Source organism: Lactobacillus sp. M0396 (assembly GCF_016101625.1).
Taxonomy (GTDB): Bacteria; Bacillota; Bacilli; order Lactobacillales; family Lactobacillaceae; genus Lactobacillus; species Lactobacillus huangpiensis.
The window spans coordinates 213,844-232,242 of sequence record NZ_JACFQE010000001.1; the positions used below are offsets into that span (position 1 = coordinate 213,844).

The 18,399-nt window shown below is 37.2% G+C and carries 13 protein-coding genes and 1 pseudogene; 2 read left to right on the plus strand and 12 right to left on the minus strand.

Annotated elements, in window-relative coordinates:
• Nucleotides 1-101 precede the first annotated feature (101 nt).
• From H3T43_RS01015 to H3T43_RS01055, 9 genes are all read right to left on the minus strand, one after another.
• Nucleotides 102-1,499 (minus strand): flavocytochrome c, encoded by a 1,398-nt coding sequence (locus tag H3T43_RS01015; RefSeq protein ID WP_198211907.1) that lies wholly within the window; start codon nucleotides 1,497-1,499, stop codon nucleotides 102-104.
• A 31-nt stretch (nucleotides 1,500-1,530) separates the two neighbouring features.
• Nucleotides 1,531-2,934, minus strand: a complete 1,404-nt coding sequence (locus H3T43_RS01020; protein ID WP_198211909.1) for a class II fumarate hydratase — start codon at nucleotides 2,932-2,934, stop codon at nucleotides 1,531-1,533.
• Between the two features lie 181 nt (nucleotides 2,935-3,115).
• Nucleotides 3,116-5,173: a copper-translocating P-type ATPase gene (locus H3T43_RS01025; protein ID WP_232350221.1), complete on the minus strand. Its 2,058-nt coding sequence runs from the start codon at nucleotides 5,171-5,173 to the stop codon at nucleotides 3,116-3,118.
• Between the two features lie 97 nt (nucleotides 5,174-5,270).
• Complete coding sequence (brnQ, locus tag H3T43_RS01030; RefSeq protein ID WP_198211911.1) at nucleotides 5,271-6,644, minus strand: branched-chain amino acid transport system II carrier protein; 1,374 nt, start codon at nucleotides 6,642-6,644, stop codon at nucleotides 5,271-5,273.
• Nucleotides 6,645-7,255: 611 nt separating this feature from the next.
• Complete coding sequence (locus H3T43_RS01035; RefSeq protein ID WP_198211913.1) at nucleotides 7,256-7,891, minus strand: copper homeostasis protein CutC; 636 nt, start codon at nucleotides 7,889-7,891, stop codon at nucleotides 7,256-7,258.
• Between the two features lie 26 nt (nucleotides 7,892-7,917).
• On the minus strand, nucleotides 7,918-8,874 hold the full coding sequence (locus tag H3T43_RS01040) for a N(4)-(beta-N-acetylglucosaminyl)-L-asparaginase (RefSeq protein WP_198211915.1): 957 nt from the start codon (nucleotides 8,872-8,874) through the stop codon (nucleotides 7,918-7,920).
• 132 nt (nucleotides 8,875-9,006) lie between these two features.
• Nucleotides 9,007-10,422 (minus strand): DASS family sodium-coupled anion symporter, encoded by a 1,416-nt coding sequence (locus tag H3T43_RS01045; RefSeq protein WP_198211916.1) that lies wholly within the window; start codon nucleotides 10,420-10,422, stop codon nucleotides 9,007-9,009.
• Nucleotides 10,423-10,426: 4 nt separating this feature from the next.
• Nucleotides 10,427-12,262 (minus strand): FAD-binding protein, encoded by a 1,836-nt coding sequence (locus H3T43_RS01050; protein WP_198211918.1) that lies wholly within the window; start codon nucleotides 12,260-12,262, stop codon nucleotides 10,427-10,429.
• Between the two features lie 12 nt (nucleotides 12,263-12,274).
• Nucleotides 12,275-14,071, minus strand: a complete 1,797-nt coding sequence (locus H3T43_RS01055; RefSeq protein ID WP_370520766.1) for an FAD-binding protein — start codon at nucleotides 14,069-14,071, stop codon at nucleotides 12,275-12,277.
• Nucleotides 14,072-14,264: 193 nt separating this feature from the next.
• Between H3T43_RS01055 and H3T43_RS01060 the strand changes: the two genes are divergently transcribed.
• Both H3T43_RS01060 and H3T43_RS01065 read left to right on the plus strand, forming a co-directional pair.
• Nucleotides 14,265-15,158 carry a LysR family transcriptional regulator gene (locus H3T43_RS01060; RefSeq protein ID WP_198211920.1) on the plus strand — a complete coding sequence of 298 codons (894 nt, stop codon included), beginning with the start codon at nucleotides 14,265-14,267 and terminating at the stop codon, nucleotides 15,156-15,158.
• A gap of 165 nt (nucleotides 15,159-15,323) precedes the next feature.
• Nucleotides 15,324-16,380 (plus strand): annotated as a pseudogene (locus H3T43_RS01065) (transposase).
• A gap of 83 nt (nucleotides 16,381-16,463) precedes the next feature.
• Here the strand turns inward: H3T43_RS01065 and H3T43_RS01070 are convergent.
• From H3T43_RS01070 to dhaL, 3 genes are all read right to left on the minus strand, one after another.
• Nucleotides 16,464-17,183, minus strand: a complete 720-nt coding sequence (locus H3T43_RS01070) for an MIP/aquaporin family protein (RefSeq protein ID WP_198211922.1) — start codon at nucleotides 17,181-17,183, stop codon at nucleotides 16,464-16,466.
• A gap of 261 nt (nucleotides 17,184-17,444) precedes the next feature.
• On the minus strand, nucleotides 17,445-17,816 hold the full coding sequence (dhaM, locus tag H3T43_RS01075) for a dihydroxyacetone kinase phosphoryl donor subunit DhaM (RefSeq protein ID WP_198211924.1): 372 nt from the start codon (nucleotides 17,814-17,816) through the stop codon (nucleotides 17,445-17,447).
• Nucleotides 17,813-18,397, minus strand: a complete 585-nt coding sequence (gene dhaL / locus H3T43_RS01080) for a dihydroxyacetone kinase subunit DhaL (RefSeq protein ID WP_198211926.1) — start codon at nucleotides 18,395-18,397, stop codon at nucleotides 17,813-17,815. Before dhaL ends, dhaM begins: the two co-directional genes overlap by 4 nt.
• Nucleotides 18,398-18,399: the final 2 nt, after the last annotated feature.

Genomic DNA, 18,399 nt, shown 5'->3' on the forward strand with positions numbered 1-18,399 from the left:
TAAAATAAATAATTTAAATTTTGATTTTTTAAAAATATAAAATGATTTTCATCTTTCAAATAATATAAAAAATGCTTAGAATTTCTAAGCATTTTTAGTAGTTATTTATGTTGTCTGGTAAACTCTGCCATTTGTATCCCTGCCTGTCGGCCAAATATGACAGTTTCAGCTATTGAGTTTCCTCCAATTCTATTATTGCCATGCAATCCTCCTGAAACTTCACCTGCGGCATAGAGCCCTGAAATAATGTTTCCGTCTGAATCCAAAACTTCAGTTTTTGGAGTTATATGAATTCCACCCATAGTATAATGAATAGCTGGATTAATATGAATAGCAAAGAAAGGACCTTGTTCGATAGTGCGATCCATTCCAGTAGTCCGCTGATATTCACTATCATCTTTATTCTTCACAGCTTCATTCCATTTTGAAATTGTTTTCTTTAGATTATCACTGTTAACACCAATGTTTTCTGCTAATTCCTCAATGGAAGATCCTTGATTAACTAATCCTACATGATCATAAAATTCGACAGCGGTGAAATTATTACGGATCGTTTGATCAAACAGAAGATACGCTCCATCCTCATTTAACTTAGTAATTGCATCAGAAACTATTTTCCGTGTGTTGAGTTCATTAACAAATCTCTGACCAGATTTGTTAACTAAAATTGCACCTTCGCCACGTAAACCTTCACCTATTAAATAGACGTGATCAGTATCTGTTTGGGCTGTAGGATGAACTTGGATAAATTCCATTTGTTCCAATTGAGCGTCAATTTTGGCTGCTAATTTGAGTCCATCACCTGTAGCTCCAGGTTGATTAGTTGTTTTATAATTTGCCAGATCTGGACGATATTTTTGTATTAAATCTTTTGAAGAACCAAAGCCGCCTGAGGCCAGTAAAATTGCTGTAGCTTGAACCTTTTTGACTCCTGAATCAGTTTTAACTTCAATTCCTACAACTTTTTTCTGCTTATCTTGTAATAAACTAATTACACGAGAATTATTAAAAATAGGAATATTTTTTTCTTGAATTTGCTTCAAAGTCCCTGTAACTAAATAATTTCCAACGGGTGCCATTGAGGCAGGCCGGTGAGCCCTCTTTTTACTCATACCACCTGTTATTGTTAGATTTGTAAGCTCAATCCCATGGTTCATCAGCCAGTCAATTGCTACAGCAGAGTGGTCAACAAAATATCTTAAAAGGTCACGGTCATTTAATTTGCCTCCACCCTTTAAGGTTTCCTGATAAAAATCTTCTTTATTGTCTATAATCCCTTCATTAAGTTGAACCAAACTTTCAGAAGCATTCATTCCAGATGATGCCCTATTGGTATTTCCACCAAGGTCAGCATTTTTTTCAAAAACAGCAACATTGAGTCCGAGTTCTTTTGCCTGAATTGCTGCTGTTAAACCAGCTCCACCGGCTCCAACGATTACAGCATCATAACGGTCTTTAATTTCTGCACTGCCGTTAGGCGTAAAAACAAATTTACCCATTTATTTTTCTCCTCTAAAAACATTAAAATAGTTATTTCTCAGGATTAGTTTGAGATACATTGGTCATCTCCATGTAATCCATCCACTTATCATATTCTTCCTCTGATAATTTGCCACTATCTAAAGCTGCTTCCTTAAGTGTTGTACCTTCCTTATCTGCAGTTTGGGCAATTTTTGCAGCTGCATGATAACCAATGTGTGGTGACAGAGCTGTAACAGTCATCAAAGAGCTTTCAAGCAAGTCATCCATCTTTTCCGCATTAACTGTTAGGCCCGATATCATTTTATCAGCAAACCCCCTGATAGTACCAGCTAAAATATCACATGAATCAAGAAAAGCTGTAATCATTATAGTTTTATAGACGTTCATTTCAAAATTTCCTTGTGAACAGGCAAAAGTAATAGTAGCGTCATTGCCAAAAACTTTTGCGGCTGCCATGGTTACAGCTTCAGCTTGTGTAGGGTTAACTTTGCCTGGCATGATTGATGATCCAGGTTCATTGGCTGGAATGTTGAGCTCGTGATAGCCTGCCCTTGGACCAGAAGCTAAGAATCTAATGTCCTGTGCTATCTTGAACATATCAGCAGCTAAAGTTTTCAATGCACCATGAACAACATCAATTCCAGAATGATGAGCTAAGCCCCAAAACTTATTGGTATTAACTTTAAATTCATGTCCGTAAACTTGGGACAATTTACCGGCAATTTTTTCAGTCATCCCAGGTGCAGCATTAAGTCCAGTGCCAACAGCTGTCCCTCCAATTGCCAGTTCGTACAATGTTGGTTTAAGTTCTTGAATATAATTCAAGTCATGTTTTAATGCAGAAATATAACCCGAAACTTCTTGGCCAAAAGTAATTGGAGTGGCATCTTGCAGATGAGTACGACCTACTTTAACGGTTTTCCAATACTTATTTTGTTTTAGTATAAGTTCATCAATTAGGTGTTGCACAGTTGGTTCAAGTTTATCCAGTGCCTCAACAGCCACAATATTCATTGCTGTAGGGTAAGTATCATTAGACGATTGTCCTCTATTAACATCATCATTTGGTAAGATATGCAAATTTGGATGCAACTTATTAGCTAAATTTGCAACAACTTCATTCACATTCATATTACTTTGAGTTCCAGACCCCGTTTGCAATACATGTAGTGGAAAGTCCTTGCGTAGTTCATGGTCATCTAATTTAAGCAAATGGTCAACAGCATCCTCAATTGCTTTTCCTTTTTCTTCGGGTTCGTCTCCTACTTCTACATTTGATTCGGCGGCAGCTTTTTTTAAATGTAAAAATGCACGGATAATCGCAAGAGGCATTAATTCACCGCTGGGGAAGTTATTGCGACTGCGTTCTGTTTGCGGTCCCCATAGAGCTTCTTTTGGTATTTTGACAGGACCGATAGTATCACTTTCAACACGATATTCTTTTTCGCTCATGTTCAGTCTCCTTATTTAATGCTAACATTCTTCTAATAATAAATTTTATATTACTCTTTCACTCATGATACAGGTTTTTTGGACTTTTTTCAATATTTTTAAATAAAAGGGCTATAATTTAAAAAAATAAAATTTGCTTTAAAATAAAAAAGCACTCCTGACGAGTGCTTAATGCTAAATGTTATATTTTCAATGTTTCTGCGTTGATAGCTACTATTACTGTTGATAAGGACATCAAAATTGCTCCAACGGCCGGAGATAATAAAATTCCCCAAGGAGCTAATACTCCAGCTGCCAAGGGCAATGCCACAATGTTATAGCCGGCTCCCCACCATAAATTTTGGACAGTCTTTCTTTGAGTATGTTGGGCAAGATTTAAAAAGCTAATAATGTCAAGTGGGTCACTATTTACCAAAATGACATCCGCTGAATCCACAGCAACATCTGTTCCTGCTCCGATAGCAACGCCGATATCAGCTTTTGCTAAACTTGGAGCATCATTGATGCCATCCCCGACCATCATTACCTTATTGCCTTTTTCTTGAAGTTCTGCAACAATTCTTTGTTTGTCAGCAGGCATCAAACCTGAATGAACTTCAGAAATGTTAAGTTTGTGAGCAATATTTTGTGCAACTTTTTCATTGTCTCCTGTTAGCATTACTGGTGTGATATTAAGATCTTTAATTTGCTTAATTAAAGAAGCAGCGTTCTTCTTAATTTCGTCTCCAACAGCAACATATCCTAAAAGATCATTCCCCTCTACTAAATAGCTTGAAGTGTAGTTTAAAGCATCCATTTGGGGAAAATTGTTCACTAACTTTCTAGCAGATGTTTCGTTTACTAGTTGAAATTCCTTTCCATTTAGAGTACCAGAGACCCCTTTACCATCTAAAGTTTTACTATTTGTTAATGAATATAGATTAATATTCTTTTCTTTAGCAAATTGTAAAATGCTTTGAGCAATCGGGTGATTTGAATCCTGCTCAAGTGAGGCAATAAGCTTAATTACTTCATCAGCACTATAATTTTTATCCAAACTATCAAATTTTCGAACTTGAAATTTTCCTTCAGTTAAAGTTCCAGTTTTATCTAAAAGCAAATAATTGATTTTTGAACTGATGCTGATGACATTGCGATTTCTAATTAATAAGCCATTTTTGGCGCCAATTGAAGTACTTCTCGCATTAACTAAGGGAATGGCCAACCCCAAAGCATGAGGACAGGCAATAACTAAGACGGTGACCATTCGTTCTAGACCACCAGATATACCACGCAGACTAGTCCAAACGATTAATGCTATAATCCCAAAAACAAGTGCCGCATAAAATAACCAACTGGAAACTTTATCGGCCAGATTTTGCAATTTTGATTTATTCATTTGTGAAGACTGAACCAGCTTATTCACATTAGCTAAAAAGCCGGAATTAGCAGAACTAGTTACTTTAACCGTTAATGTACCAGAACCATTAATTGAACCACCGATCACCTTATCGTTTTCTTTGCGGGTAATTTCTCGCGATTCACCGGTAACTAGCGATTCATTTACCTGACTTGAACCACTTAGAATGACCCCATCTAGAGGTATGCTCTCTCCTGCTTTTACTAAAATAACAGCATTCTTTTGCACATCATTAATAGCCATATCTTTAAATTGACCGCTATTTTGGACATGCACTTTATCAGGCAAAAGCTTTGCTAAATCATGCACAGAACTATTTGCGTTCATCACTGAATTCATCTCGATCCAGTGACCTAAAAGCATAATCAAAATTAAAGTAGCCAATTCCCAGAAAAAATCCATTACTTGAGCTTTACTGTTTAATAAATTATTTTTCACAAAAGCATAAATACTGTAAATATATGCAGTAGTTATTCCCAGAGAAATAAGAGTCATCATTTCAGGCTTCTTGTCTTTTATCTCGTAAAAAGCACCTGATAAGAATGGTTCCCCTCCGTAAAAGTAAAGTATAGTCGCAAAAATAACCACTACCCAGTCAGACCCGGTGAAAGAAAACTGGAAAGGCAAATGAACGCCCATTGCAGGTGATAAAAAAATAATTGGCAATGATAATAAAACGGAAACCCAAAACTTTTTCTTTAAGTTTCCCATGTGCATCATGTGACCACCATGCATCATCATATCATGATTACCCATTTTCATTGATGAATTATTATTCATCGAATGATTCATATTTTCATTATGGTTCATATTCATATTATTCAAAATATTCAGCCCCATTCTATACAATCACCAAAATTGCTCTTTTCTTTAATCTACTTTTATAAACAGGTGATGTCAAAATATCAGCTTAATTATTTGAATTATATTTGCACAATTAAATACTTTTTGCTTTTTTATAAAAACGAATAATAAACCCAACAGCTAATCCAATAACAGCCGGAATTACCCAGTCCATACCAATATCTGCGAATGGCAAGAAGCGTAATTGCAATGACCTTAACTGTAATGCCCATGACTGTTGACTAATTACAGCAGGAAAAGAAGCAATCATGTCTAAGATTGCAGGAATGAATGTAAAAACTATTCCCCAAAAATAAACAATTGGATCACGATCAAATAACGAACTCGCAATTGACAGAATGATTAAAACCATTGCAATAGGATATAAAAACATTAGCATTGGAGTTGACCAGGAAATGATTGTATCCAAGCCAAAATTAGCTGTGATGAAAGAAACAAGAGTCATAATTGTCAACCAACCATGATAGCTGATTTTGTTGAAACTGCGGTGAAAGTCCTGTGCAAAAGCGGCTATTAAGCCTACAGCGGTTGTTAAACAAGTTAGTGTAACCAGTGTAGCAAGTAAAGCATGACCAAAATTGCCTAAATAATAAGTAACTATTTGGTTAAAAACAGTGCCACCTTCAGCGGAAATTTTAAAATGATTTAAAGTAGTTGCACCTACCCAAATTAGTCCAATATAAATAATACCAATTGCACTTGTAGCGATCACACCAGCTCTAGCTGTAACTTTCGCATTGCTTTTAGCAGAAGTTTTCCCCAGCTGCCTTACCGCCGAAACAATTGTATAGCCAAATGCTAATCCAGCCAGAGCATCCATTGTGTTATAGCCTTCTAAAAAGCCATTGAAGAAAGGAGCGCTTTGATAAGCTGCTGTTATGCTTTGATTTTTAGCCGCACCCATGGGTGAGATAGCTGCCAATAAAAAAACCGAAAATAGCAATAGCAAAAACAATGGATTTAAAATTTTCCCAATACTTGTCAAAATCGTAGACTGTTTATACGAAATAATAAAAGCTAAAATAAAAAATATTGCAGAGAAGATTAAGAGTGCTGGCTTTGTGGCAGATTTCGGCAAAACTGGTTGCAAACCCACTGAAAATGAAATGCTTGCCGTACGCGGGGTGGCAAATAATGGCCCCAGAGTCAAATGGATTAAAACCATAAATACTAGAGCAAAAATGTTACCCAGTGGCCTGCCAATATCATAAACTCCTTTGGCATGACTTGCGCTAATAGCTAAAACGGCTAGTAAAGGTAAAAGCACTGCCGTTACCAAAAAGCCAAAAGTAGCTATTCCCCAATTTGCTCCTGAGAGCTGACCTAAATGAATCGGAAAAATCAAGTTGCCTGCACCAAAAAACAGCCCAAACAACAATGACGCTACTACCAAATATTGCTTCCATGTTAAAGGTTTTGTATTAACATCTTGCTCAATTTCTTCCATTACAATTCCTCCTAAACAGAATTTACAGATAAATTTAATAATGATAAAGGGTTGGCTAGATTATTTTGGGTAATAAAAAAGCACCCTTGATTTTAAATCAAGGGTGCTTTAGCACGGTACCACCTATATTACTGCACTATAAATCAAAAAATGACAAATAGCATAGTCACTTCACGTACGGCAAAAATGCGATACGCTAACACGTTAATGGGTGTACCCAATAATAGCTACTAAAATTCACCATATAGCTCAAAGTTACTTTCAGCTTGCCATCACGGTCCGTTCTCAGCAACAGGACTCTCTTAAACGCTACTTGTAAGCTTACTTATCTTTTCTTCGCTTTATCAATATTAATGATATTCTAATCAATGTCTTATTTTCTGTCAACTAAAATTCTGAAAAATTAGTGAAATCAAAATAAAATAATTTAACAACGAATGTTGTCAAAATCATAATAAGCTAGTTTACTTCATACTTTATATCAGTAATCTTTAACCGCAATCAAAAAGTAAACTAAGAATAAAGTCAGAGAAGTTAGCAATGAACGGATAATAACGATTATTTAACAGATTAAACCTAATAAGATATTTCAAGATAAAATAACTTTATGTCTAAACAATTTTCGAACCATGAAGTTCATTTAAATGCAATTTTTTGGCAATATCATCTCTATTTTCGGTTGTAATGCCTCCACCTGGCAAAATTTCTATACGATTATTTGCCCATTTAATAATTTCTTTTAAATGGGGTATTGTTGCCAAGATAGGTTTGTCTAATTTTCCACCATGTGTCAAAATTCTTTTGACACCTTGATCTGCTAACCAGTTTAATTCTGTTTCCTGGTTATCGTTTGATATGTCATCAAAAGCCATGTGCATAACGACTTCAAGGTTTAGAGAACGAGCTGATGTAATCAAATGCATCATTTGAATTCTGTTTATTTGATTTTGACTGGTCAAACAACCAAAAGCCACTCCTTGAGCACCCAGTTTGGCAGACGCTTCAATGTCATCAGCCATTATACTAATTTCATTTTCGTTATAAACAAAATTACCACCTCTAGGTCTAATCATTACGACAACAGGTATTCTAAAATTCGCAGCATAAGTAACAGATTTCTTTATTACGCCATAGGAAGGCGTAGTGCCGCCAAGCTCCAAATTATTATTCAGTTCTAATCTGTCAGCACCAGCCTTAATTACATGAGGAATATTAGAAAAATTTTCAACACACGCTTCTTTTAGCATTTTATTCGCTTTCTTTTAGTTAAACCTTACTCGACCGGAGCATTGATTTGCTTTTGATAATCATTTAACCAAGACTGTGAAATAGGCTCAATTTGAGTTTTTTGATTTTTTCCGGGATTGGCCATTAAAATTTGAGCTTTTTGTTTTTCATTAGCAACACAAAAAGGAAATTCCACATTAGTAGCTACTCCCCAGTCACCTTTTCGATTTAAAGCAATTAAAGAAATTTCCCCTACTTGACCATAGCGCTGTTTTAAATCTTCACAAAATGGGTAAAGTGCAGTATCACAAGCTTCTTGAGGTGACTGACCTTCTGCCATTCTGCGAACTATTTCATACGAAAGGCAGCCCTTCATGATATCTTCTCCTAAACCAGTTGCTGCCGCTGCTCCAATACGACTATCAGCATAAAATCCAGATCCTGATAACGGTGAATCGCCAATTCTACCATCTTTTTTCATAAATAAGCCTGAAGTTGATGTAGCTGCAGCCATTGAATTATTTTGATCAAGTGTTAGTGCACCAACAGTATCGTGCCCATCATAGGGATGCAATCCAGTTTTAAATTGCTCTTTTACCTTATTTTGCCATATTTTTTTTGCTCTTTCTGTCAGCATATTGGTCATTTCAAAGCCATTTTGCATAGCAAATTTAGTTGCGCCCTCTCCAACTAAAAAGCTGTTGGTTTTATTTAAACTTAGTTTTTTGGCTACAGAAACAGCATGCTTCACATTTTCAATAGCTGCTACTGAGCCTTGTGCTAAAGTATCACCATTCATAAAAGCGGCATCCAACTGAACAACTCCATCTTCATTAGGAAGTCCGCCATAGCCTACTGATTTATAAAGAGGGTAAGATTCAACTTTTTTTATTAAGTTTTCAACGGCATCCCCTGCACTCTCACCGTTTTGCAACATACTGCTTGCTTTTAACAACCCATCGTATGACATGCTCCAAGTTGATATTACAGCCCATTTTTTCATTATGATCTTCCTTTTTATTCAGTATAGTAATAATAGTAAACTAGAGTCGTGAAACTAACAAGCTACAAATTTAAAAGATCAAATTGGGTCAAAAATAAACAGGCTTTGAATCAAAAATTCAAAGCCTGTTTATTACCACATGCCGATAACTTTAGTCCAAATCAGACCGCCGCCTAACCAGATGATGTTAAGTACAACACCAATTATGGCGCTTAGTTTCCACCAATCTTTGTTAGAAACATAGCCTGTTGAAGAAAGTAAAGCAGCAGGACCTGCCGAATAGCTTGAAGTTGACAAGTATAAAGAACCGTCCAAAGCTAGCATTAACGCTGCCATCATAGGTGGCACTCCGGCACCAATCGCAATTGAGAGAAATCCTGCGTAAAGGGCAGAAATTTGTGTAGAGACACTTGGGAATAAATAGTGGAGGTAGAAATATACCAAGAATAATATTACCAGTACTAAAACCCAGTTCATACCATGAAGTGCACTACCTAAAGTCTTTGAGAACCAAGGGAAAAAGCCCAAAGTCATTAATTTTTGAGACATCAACATGATAATTGAAAGCCAAGTTAAGATGTTCCAAGCAAAACTCTGACCTAAAATGTCCTTAACGTTAATGACGCCAAATACCAATAGTAATGCAACTGCAATAAAGCTGACTAAAGTAGCGTCAATACCAAACTTAGAACCTACTAACCATAATGCAACTGACAGGACAAAAACCACACCCATGATTTTTTCTGCAGCTGTCATTTTGCCTAATTCTTGTAATTTTTTGTCTGCCCAAGCATGAGCATTAGGTGTTTCCTTGATCTTAGGCGGATATATTTTATATAGAATAAAAGGTACTAATATTAAGGAAATTATGCCCGGTACAATTGCAGCTACAAACCATTGCATCCACGAAATGGTAACGTTTTGCGTCTTTGCTATTCCTAATGCCACCATGTTTCCTGCCAAACCAGTTAAAAACATTGTGGAAGTAACGATGTTAACTTCGTATTCTGTAAAGACAAGGAAAGAACCCATGTCACGCTCAGTTCCCTTTTTAGGATCTGAACCCATTTCTCTTGATAAGTTATCAATAATTGGGTACATAATTCCGTTAACACGAGCGTTGTTACTCGGGATGCCGATTGCCAAAACAGTTTCCACTAACGATAAGGCATAAGCCAAACCTAAAGTTCTCTTGCCATAAGTTTTGACAAAGAAATAGGCAATTCTTTTACCAAGACCTGATTTAATAAAGCCGGCCGCCATAAACATACACATAGCGACCATCCATGCCGTGGAATTACCAAAACCGGCAGTGACTTCTTCCATCTTAAAAATACCGGTTAATGTAGCAATCACTACCGCTATTATAGTAGTTGCCATCATGGGTAATGGTTTAGTTACACAGGCAATTATAGTTGCAATAAATATGGCGAATAGGTGCCAAGCTTGAACGTTAATTGCCGCTGGTTTTAATGGAGTTAACAGCCAGAAGCCAATGCCAATAGCTAGTGGTAAAACCCACTTTTTCCATTGAATTTTATCTAACATTTCTTTATTCTCCTTTAGAGCTATTTTGTGCTTTCTTAATCGCCGCATTCACGGCTTCCTTTAAAGCATTAGTTGTGGTAGAAGCTCCTGAAACTGCATCAACATCCGTAGAATTATTGCTTACCATTTCTTGGGGTATAAGTTCAATGGCTACAGCTCCAATTCCTTCCGTTTCATGATTTTTCAGTACTTCGATTTTTTTGATTTTATTATCAAAATAAGTAACACGAACCAAAATCCTGCCGCCAATACCTGCTTCAGAAGATCCTAGGAACTGATTTTGTCCCAGCTCAATTTGATCGTCCTTTTCTCCATCCAAAAGATCATTAATTCGCGGCAATTTCTCCGTTAAATTAATCGAATCCTCAATTGGCTCTAACTTGGCAGCATTTTCTCCAGCAATTTTGCCAAAAATCAAACATTCAGCTAAGTTGCCACCGCCCTGGTAACGATTGACGCACATTCCGCCAAGCTCACCAGCTATGTAGAGACGTTTGATTGGTTGATCGTTGACATCAAGTACACGGGCAAACTCATCATGTTCTGGTCCACCTTGGGTATTAAGCACTGCAGGAGCCAATTTAACTGCATGGACGTCATCTTTTAAATCGAAACTAGTCATTGACTCGGGTGCACGACCAAATTCCAGATCCTTGCCTTTAGTGGCAAACTCATTAAATTGCGAAACAGTATTTTTCAGATTTGCGGCTGGTACATTCATCTTTTGGGCTAATTCAGCCAGTGAACCGGCACTAACAACCTTGTCAAAGAATTTACCATACTTGAGCTTTCCTTGTTTTTGTTCTAAGACAAACTTTTGATATTGCTGATTATCAAAGACCAACCAAGCATTGTCGTAAGCGTGAGGCGATAAATAGTCACCGTGTTCAGCTATATGACCATGTCTGAATTTAGCGTCTTCGCGCATAAAGCGGGTGCCGTCGTCTGCTACCGCAAAAATTGCACCTGATTTGACATTTTTCCAGCCGCTAACCTGCCGACCACGCTCATTTTCACCTTCAGCAATTACATAGCTGGGAACGATGCCTAATGACTCATAATTGCTCATGTGCCACATTTTTGCTCCAACTTCACTAGTCATTTTAATCCCGTCACCCTTATTATAGAGAGTGCCCAGCGGAGTTAATTTAGTGACGTGCAGGTAATCCTGCTGCATCTGCTTATTATTTTCAAAGCCACCTGTAGCAACAATTACTCCTTTGCGAGCATGAATATAATATTGTTTCTTGTTACGATTAATAATTACTCCAGCTATTTCACCAGTTGCCTCGTCCTGCAATAAATGCTCTGCTTTAGAATTAAGCCAGACATCAATGTTGGCAGCATTTTTTACGACTTGAGCACGAATTACTTTCCATAGTTCAGCATCAAAGTCTTGGTTATGAACCAGGGCAAAATCAAAGGTTTCAGAGCCGCGATATTCAGGATACTCACATAAATTCTTTTTCTTTGCTAAATGGTCACCCGGTTGATTATCACGTGACCAGATAAAAGGATCAATACCAAAATACTTTTTAAAGTATTGCGGCATATTAACAAAGCCATCAAGATAAGCAGCCATTGTTTTCTGATCAAAATTATATGGCGCTGCCAGCTGCTCATAATATTCAGCAATCTTCTTTCTATCATGTGCCATAGCAACATGCTGTGCTGAATAACGGGTGTTACCACCCTCATGACCATAAGGAGCAGCGTCAACTAATAAGACTTGAGCACCATTTTCTGCCGCAAAACGAGCTGCCGTGCCTCCGGCTCCACCGAAACCTAAAACGACTACATCATACACACCATTCCACTTAGCTTGTTCGTTGATTTTCATTTTTGCACTTCTTTACTGCTTTTCAGCGTTCTCAATTGCCTGGTTGACAGCTTCTTTGAAAGCAGCACTAGTTGTACTTGCGCCACTGACCGCATCAACCTCTGTAGTTTGCTTTTCAATCATTTCATTAGTTAGAACGGGAATTGCTTTACCTCCCAAATAAGGAGTTTCTTTTTCTTGCAGTGTTTCAATTTGAGAAATCTTATCACCTGACATCGTGACGCGTACCACAATTGGAACATCATTAATGCCATTTTCACTATTCCCGATTCCCTGATTGGGTCCAGCTTCAAAATCAGTTGAAGAAGCATGAGCGTCAGATTTTAGATCAGGGTTTTCTGAAGCACCTGTAACTACATCAACTTCAGCCATTTTTCTTTTTGGCCACGCAGCATTTTCTCCCGCAATTTTGCCAGAAATTAACAAATCAGCAATACTGTTTGCACCAACATATTTGGTAGCAAAAATATCTCCTAATTCACCAGCTTCATATAAATGAGGAATAACATTATTCTCCATGTCCAAAACTTCGCAATTTTCATTACGACGAGCACCACCATGCGTGTGCAGAATGTTGTGGCGAATTGGGATAGCATAATATGGGCCTGCGCCAAAGGCACGCATTGTTTCAATTTTGCGATTTAAAAACATATCGCGCTTTTTTTCATTGACTAAAAAGTTAAAATCACTGATAGCTTCAGCCAATTTTGGTGCGGCAATCTTGTCAGCTAATTCGGCAATAGTTTCCGCTTTTATGGCATAGGTGATCAGGCTCTTAATTTGTTCAGCCTTATCTGAATCGTCATTAGCTAGTTGCTCAAATTGCCTTTGATCCATGATGATATGTGGATGATTTTGATTAGGCTGCATAATCCAGTTGCCGTGGTTATATTTGTATCCATGACGGTCCTCTTCGTCTTCACGGTAATACCGTGTGCCGTCATCGCCAGCAACGAAAATACTGCCATTAAACAAGCTTTTCCAGTTGATCATATAGGCAAATTTTTCTCTTGGCTGCCCTTCTCTTAAAGAAAAACCATGTGAATCATAGTTGGACATATGCCACAGTCTAGCGCCAGCTTCAACTGCTAAATCAATTCCTTTACCTTGATTATATAAAGTACCAATTGGAGCTAAAGAACCTTGACCTAAAAATGTTTGAACCATATCTTGGTTATTTTCAAAGCCACCACATGATAGAACTACACCGTTTCTGGCAGCTACATTTCTATTTATACCTTGATGTTTAATTTGCACACCCAAAATGGTTTTAGTGTTGGAGTCCTGAACTAAATGTTGTGCAGGACTTTCAAACCAAACATCAATTTTGTCTAAACGCTCGTAAACTTTTTTACGTAATAATTTCCAGAATCCACCATTATACATACCAGCGGTCATGCTTTGTGAGCGCATTGTTTCTGCATGCTTGTATTCTGGATATTCTCCTTGAGGTCTTCTGCCGGTGTATTGTGCTTCAATGCCAAAATATTTTTGAGAGTACTCCTTCATCTTCAAAACATTATTGACAAAAGCGTCTAAATCTTTTGGATCATACTTAAAGGGATAATAAGTTTGCTTATAATATTCACGCAGATCAGCAAAATTATCGCTCCAAGCAAAAGCACCACCAGCATATCTGGTATTGCCACCTTCATGACCTTCAGGAGCTGAGTCAATGAGCAGAACGTGCGCATTATTATCTGCTGCGAATCTTGCTGCACCGGCTCCAGCTCCACCGAATCCGACTACAATTACGTCGTAAACGGCGTCCCATTTTAGAGTTGAATCGTAGATCAAATTTTTCACCATCACTTTCTTATAAACTATTCTTAACGTAAATATATCTTGACCATCTTTTTAAATCTAATTAAATTTTTTAAAAAAATATTTCAGTTTCATAATACAAAATACTATTACAGTAGCTTGTTATTGTACATTAAAGCTAAATTTAATATAATTTAATTAGATATATTTATAAATTTTATTTATTTAGGAAGTACTCATGAATGAAAAAGACTTATTATATTTTTGTAAATTAGTCGAAACTGGTAACTATACGACCACAGCAGCATTTTTTGATGTTACCCAGCCCACAATTTCCATGGCAGTGAAGCGGCTGGCAGATAAGTTCGATGATCCACTAATATTGCAAAAAAATCGTAAAAGTAAAATAACTTTGACTGATGCCGGCGACTTACTCTATAAAAGAGCAAAAATACTGTTACAGGATATCGCCAGCATCAATTATGATGTGATGCATGCCAGTGACAAAAAAATTCGGCTTGCCTTTTCTGGGGAAGCCGGTAGTCTTTACATCGCCGATATTATTCAAAAATTTTATCAAGCAAATATTGCCAATCTACTTGATTCGAGAATTGAAAGATCGACTAACGCGTTTTCCGACTTAACTAACGGTACCGTCGATGTAGCAATATATTCGTGGATGGTTCCTATAAATGACCCCGAATATTTTATTCATAACTTGCAAAGAACCGAACTAGTCATTATTACCAGTACGAGCGACAAGTGGCGGGATGTCCATCAAATTAGTGCTACCGACTTGCGCAACCGCAAGTTTGTCGCTCGCAAAAGAGGCTATTTAACCAGAGAATGTTTGGAACAGGAAGCGAAGTCAGGTGATTTTACGCCACAGATTTCATACACTGCTACCACGATGAGAATGATGATTGAATTAGTTAAACGCAATGTGGGCATTGCTCTTGCCATGGAAAGCAGCTTAAAAGAGGTTTCTGATATTCACGTCATTCGGTTAAAACCGGGACAAAAATTGTGGGCCTACATGCAGATAGCAATGAGAAAAAGCTTCATACCTAACAAGTATCAGCGCAAAGGGATTGAAATACTGCGACATTTTAAACCAGATGAATATAAATAATTTTGGCTCTATAATTTATCCTGTTAATGCTCTATCCTTGTGATAAGCTATTAATAGGTTTTTAATACATAAAAAGTGACATCTTTCCCCTGCTTCTTGTAATAAAATATTAATACCACTCAATATTTTTAGAAGTTTTGAATTATGTCCTCTTTCAATAATTAGATTAAATTTACTCTTAATATTAAAGATCAAAACATTGTTTTTGAAGATTATTTTTTCCGATTGGCTAAACGACCATAAGCAAAAAGTTCATCAAGCTGTCTTACTGCAACCAAGCCGCTCCTTTCTGTAGCTAGTAGAAGCTGCAGCACAATGGCAGATTGAAAACCAAAGTTCGTTACCCTGCTGCCAACGCTAGTCAGCCAGTCATTATCAGACTCTTTAAGAAGAGTCTGGTGTTACATCTGCAATAAACGCTCAATTGCCAAACAGATTTGGTAGGCAAATACTGATGTATTTCCCGGCATTCTAAGCTTAAAATTCTAACTGCTTTAAAAGGTGTTCGCTCAATGACCAGCATTGATAGAAAAAACAATCTCTCTGTCAATACGGTGCAAAGAGAGTACAGGCTACTGCTCGCATCAGTTTAATAGCAGCTATGACTATTTGCATGAGCATCTGTCCTCCGACGAGTTTAAAGGCGTTGAACGCACCTTGCATTTATTTGTCTTGATGCCCACAAACAAGAGGTAGGCCAAATTCTCCGAGCGCACTATAAAAAACAATTACTGCCTATTTTTAAAAGACCAGCAAAGAAGACAGACTCTTTAAATTGCCGTTAAAACTTAATCGTTAAGAAGTTGCAGGTGCTTGACAAGATTCATCTGCACTACAAGGACAATCTAACGCAAGAGCAAGTAGTCAACCATGGAATATCCTGCAGTGAGGAGCTCACTAATGCCTATAACATGCTGCAAGCATTTTATGATGCATTGGCCATTAAACACCCGCAAGCAATTAAAAAATCATTAATGCCAATGAAGAAGTTGGCTGGCAAATGCATTAAGCCCTGTTAACTTTTAAGCCCAATCTGAAAACAGTAATCAAAGAGATAACATGGAATTTTTCCAACGCGTGCTTAGAAGGTTTCAATCCCAAAAACAAACAAATTGAGCGTATAGCTTTTGGCTATGCCGATTTCCACAATCTGCTAACCAGGATTAGACTGGCAGAAAACAAGGTAAAAGAAAAAGAACCAAGCAGTTTATTTGCTGCTTGATTCTAGTCATTTAATCTTTATCAACAGAATTTTACAAAGAGCCAAAAAAGTTCACGACTTTTAAAGTCATGAACTTTTTCAACTTAAGCAATAACGTTGAACAAAAATGCGGCAATTCCGCCACCTAAAAGCGGTCCAAAAATTGGAACCCAACTATAAGCCCAATCAGAACCACCTTTATTGGCAATTGGCATAAACTGATGCGCAAGTCTTGGTCCCAAGTCACGAGCCGGATTAATCGCGATTCCAGTTGGTCCTCCTAAGGACAAACAGATTGCTGTAATTAAAAATCCTGCCAATAGTGGATTCAATCCTGGTGCCAATTTGGCATTGGTTAATCCCAACAAGCCAAATACCAAAACAAACGTAGCAATCGCTTCAGTAAAGAAATTCCAAGCATAGTTTCTAATGGCTGGTGTCGTAGCAAAGGAACCTAAAATGCCTTCTTGGTCAGTAGTTTCTTCCCAGTGAGGAAAATAGGTTAACCAAACTAAAATGCCACCGATAAAACCTCCAGCAATTTGAGCCAGCATATATGGCAAAACTGAAGACCATGGCAATTTGTTTGCAATAGCCATTCCTAATGACACTGCCGGATTAAAATGTCCTGGGCAAAGCCAACTAACACAAAATACTCCGAAAGTTACGGCAAAACCCCAACCAAAAGAAATAACGATCCAGCCACTGCCTTTTGCTTTCGACTTGTTCAAGTTGACACCGGCACAAACGCCATCTCCAAGCAATACTAAGATGATAGTTCCAATGAACTCTCCCACTAATTGCATTGTTAAGCTATTATTCATTTTTTAATCTCCTACTTTGATTATCAGGCTGCATAAGCCTTAAATAATGTTTAGTAGTAAATTACTCCCTAACAAAATATATTATAAAATCTCGCTTGTGTAAACCCTTTCTTTAAATAAAATAATTTTCAAAAAATTGTTTAAGCAACTGTTATTTAAATTTGGCTATTATATAGCATTTATATTTAATTTTTTAAAAATGTTCGTTATATTTTTATAACTGTTATTTTTAGCAAGGTATTTTAAATGGAAGCTTTAAGCCTATTTTTTTATTTTTAAGCACTCAAGCTGTTTTTCTATTTCAGATAAATTAACTCCGGCTTCAATCAGAGTGGCTGCTGTGTATGCCCCTTCGATGAAGGCCACATCATATAAGTGAATTTTTTTGGAAGTCATTTCAGTAGCTAATTCAATATTCATTTTGGCACTGCCTAAATCATAAAAAGCCAAAATTTCATCGGCTTTATTGTCAGAAAAAGCCTGCAAAACCTTGTCCATGCTGGTCCCTATATCTTCTTCATTTGTTCCGCCAGCAGTTGTGATTGATACATCTTTTGCAACTTGATCTAAAAGTTTAGTCAATCCGATAGGTATTTCAGGAACATGTGATACTAACGTAATGCCTAAACTCATAGTATACCTTCTGTTTCCAATAAAGCTTCAAAGAGATAGCCACTAGATTGCGAGCCGGGATCAACATGACCCTTTGATCTCTCTCCCAAATATGAAGCACGTCCCTTTTTTGCAACTAAATCTTTAGTTGCATCTACAGCAGAATCAATTTTTTCTTGAGTTAAATTATGCGCTTTTACTTCAGGTACAAGCACTGACCAAACATCAACCATCGTTTTGTCTCCTGGTTCAGCACCGCCACGTTTTTTAATACCAGCCAAAGCGGCATCCAGTAATTCACCAATATCATCGCTAGTAGCGCTTTTCTTGGCCATTTCTAAAAAAGCTGTACCATATAATGGACCTGATGCTCCACCAACAGTAGAAATAAGAGTCATTGCAATTTGTTTAAAGGCATCAGTAATAGTTTTTGGCTCTGAATTCAGTTTTTGACTGACAGCATTCATGCCTCGGCTCATATTAAACCCGTGATCCCCATCGCCAATTGCAGTGTCTAAATCGCTTAAAAATTGCTTATTCTGCTCAATTTTTGCGGAAAATTTATTGATCCATTCAACTACGTTTTTAACCGTTAATCCCATAT

What these genes read in the sequence shown, in the direction of transcription:
- H3T43_RS01015 (WP_198211907.1), bottom strand. Translation starts at nt 1,499, where the DNA reads ATGGGTAAATTTGTTTTTACGCCTAACGGCAGTGCAGAAATTAAAGAC.
- H3T43_RS01020 (WP_198211909.1), bottom strand. Translation starts at nt 2,934, where the DNA reads ATGAGCGAAAAAGAATATCGTGTTGAAAGTGATACTATCGGTCCTGTC.
- H3T43_RS01025 (WP_232350221.1), bottom strand. Translation starts at nt 5,173, where the DNA reads ATGGGGCTGAATATTTTGAATAATATGAATATGAACCATAATGAAAAT.
- brnQ (WP_198211911.1), bottom strand. Translation starts at nt 6,644, where the DNA reads ATGGAAGAAATTGAGCAAGATGTTAATACAAAACCTTTAACATGGAAG.
- H3T43_RS01035 (WP_198211913.1), bottom strand. Translation starts at nt 7,891, where the DNA reads ATGCTAAAAGAAGCGTGTGTTGAAAATTTTTCTAATATTCCTCATGTA.
- H3T43_RS01040 (WP_198211915.1), bottom strand. Translation starts at nt 8,874, where the DNA reads ATGAAAAAATGGGCTGTAATATCAACTTGGAGCATGTCATACGATGGG.
- H3T43_RS01045 (WP_198211916.1), bottom strand. Translation starts at nt 10,422, where the DNA reads ATGTTAGATAAAATTCAATGGAAAAAGTGGGTTTTACCACTAGCTATT.
- H3T43_RS01050 (WP_198211918.1), bottom strand. Translation starts at nt 12,262, where the DNA reads ATGAAAATCAACGAACAAGCTAAGTGGAATGGTGTGTATGATGTAGTC.
- H3T43_RS01055 (WP_370520766.1), bottom strand. Translation starts at nt 14,071, where the DNA reads ATGGTGAAAAATTTGATCTACGATTCAACTCTAAAATGGGACGCCGTT.
- H3T43_RS01060 (WP_198211920.1), top strand. Translation starts at nt 14,265, where the DNA reads ATGAATGAAAAAGACTTATTATATTTTTGTAAATTAGTCGAAACTGGT.
- H3T43_RS01070 (WP_198211922.1), bottom strand. Translation starts at nt 17,183, where the DNA reads ATGAATAATAGCTTAACAATGCAATTAGTGGGAGAGTTCATTGGAACT.
- dhaM (WP_198211924.1), bottom strand. Translation starts at nt 17,816, where the DNA reads ATGAGTTTAGGCATTACGTTAGTATCACATGTTCCTGAAATACCTATC.
- dhaL (WP_198211926.1), bottom strand. Translation starts at nt 18,397, where the DNA reads ATGGGATTAACGGTTAAAAACGTAGTTGAATGGATCAATAAATTTTCC.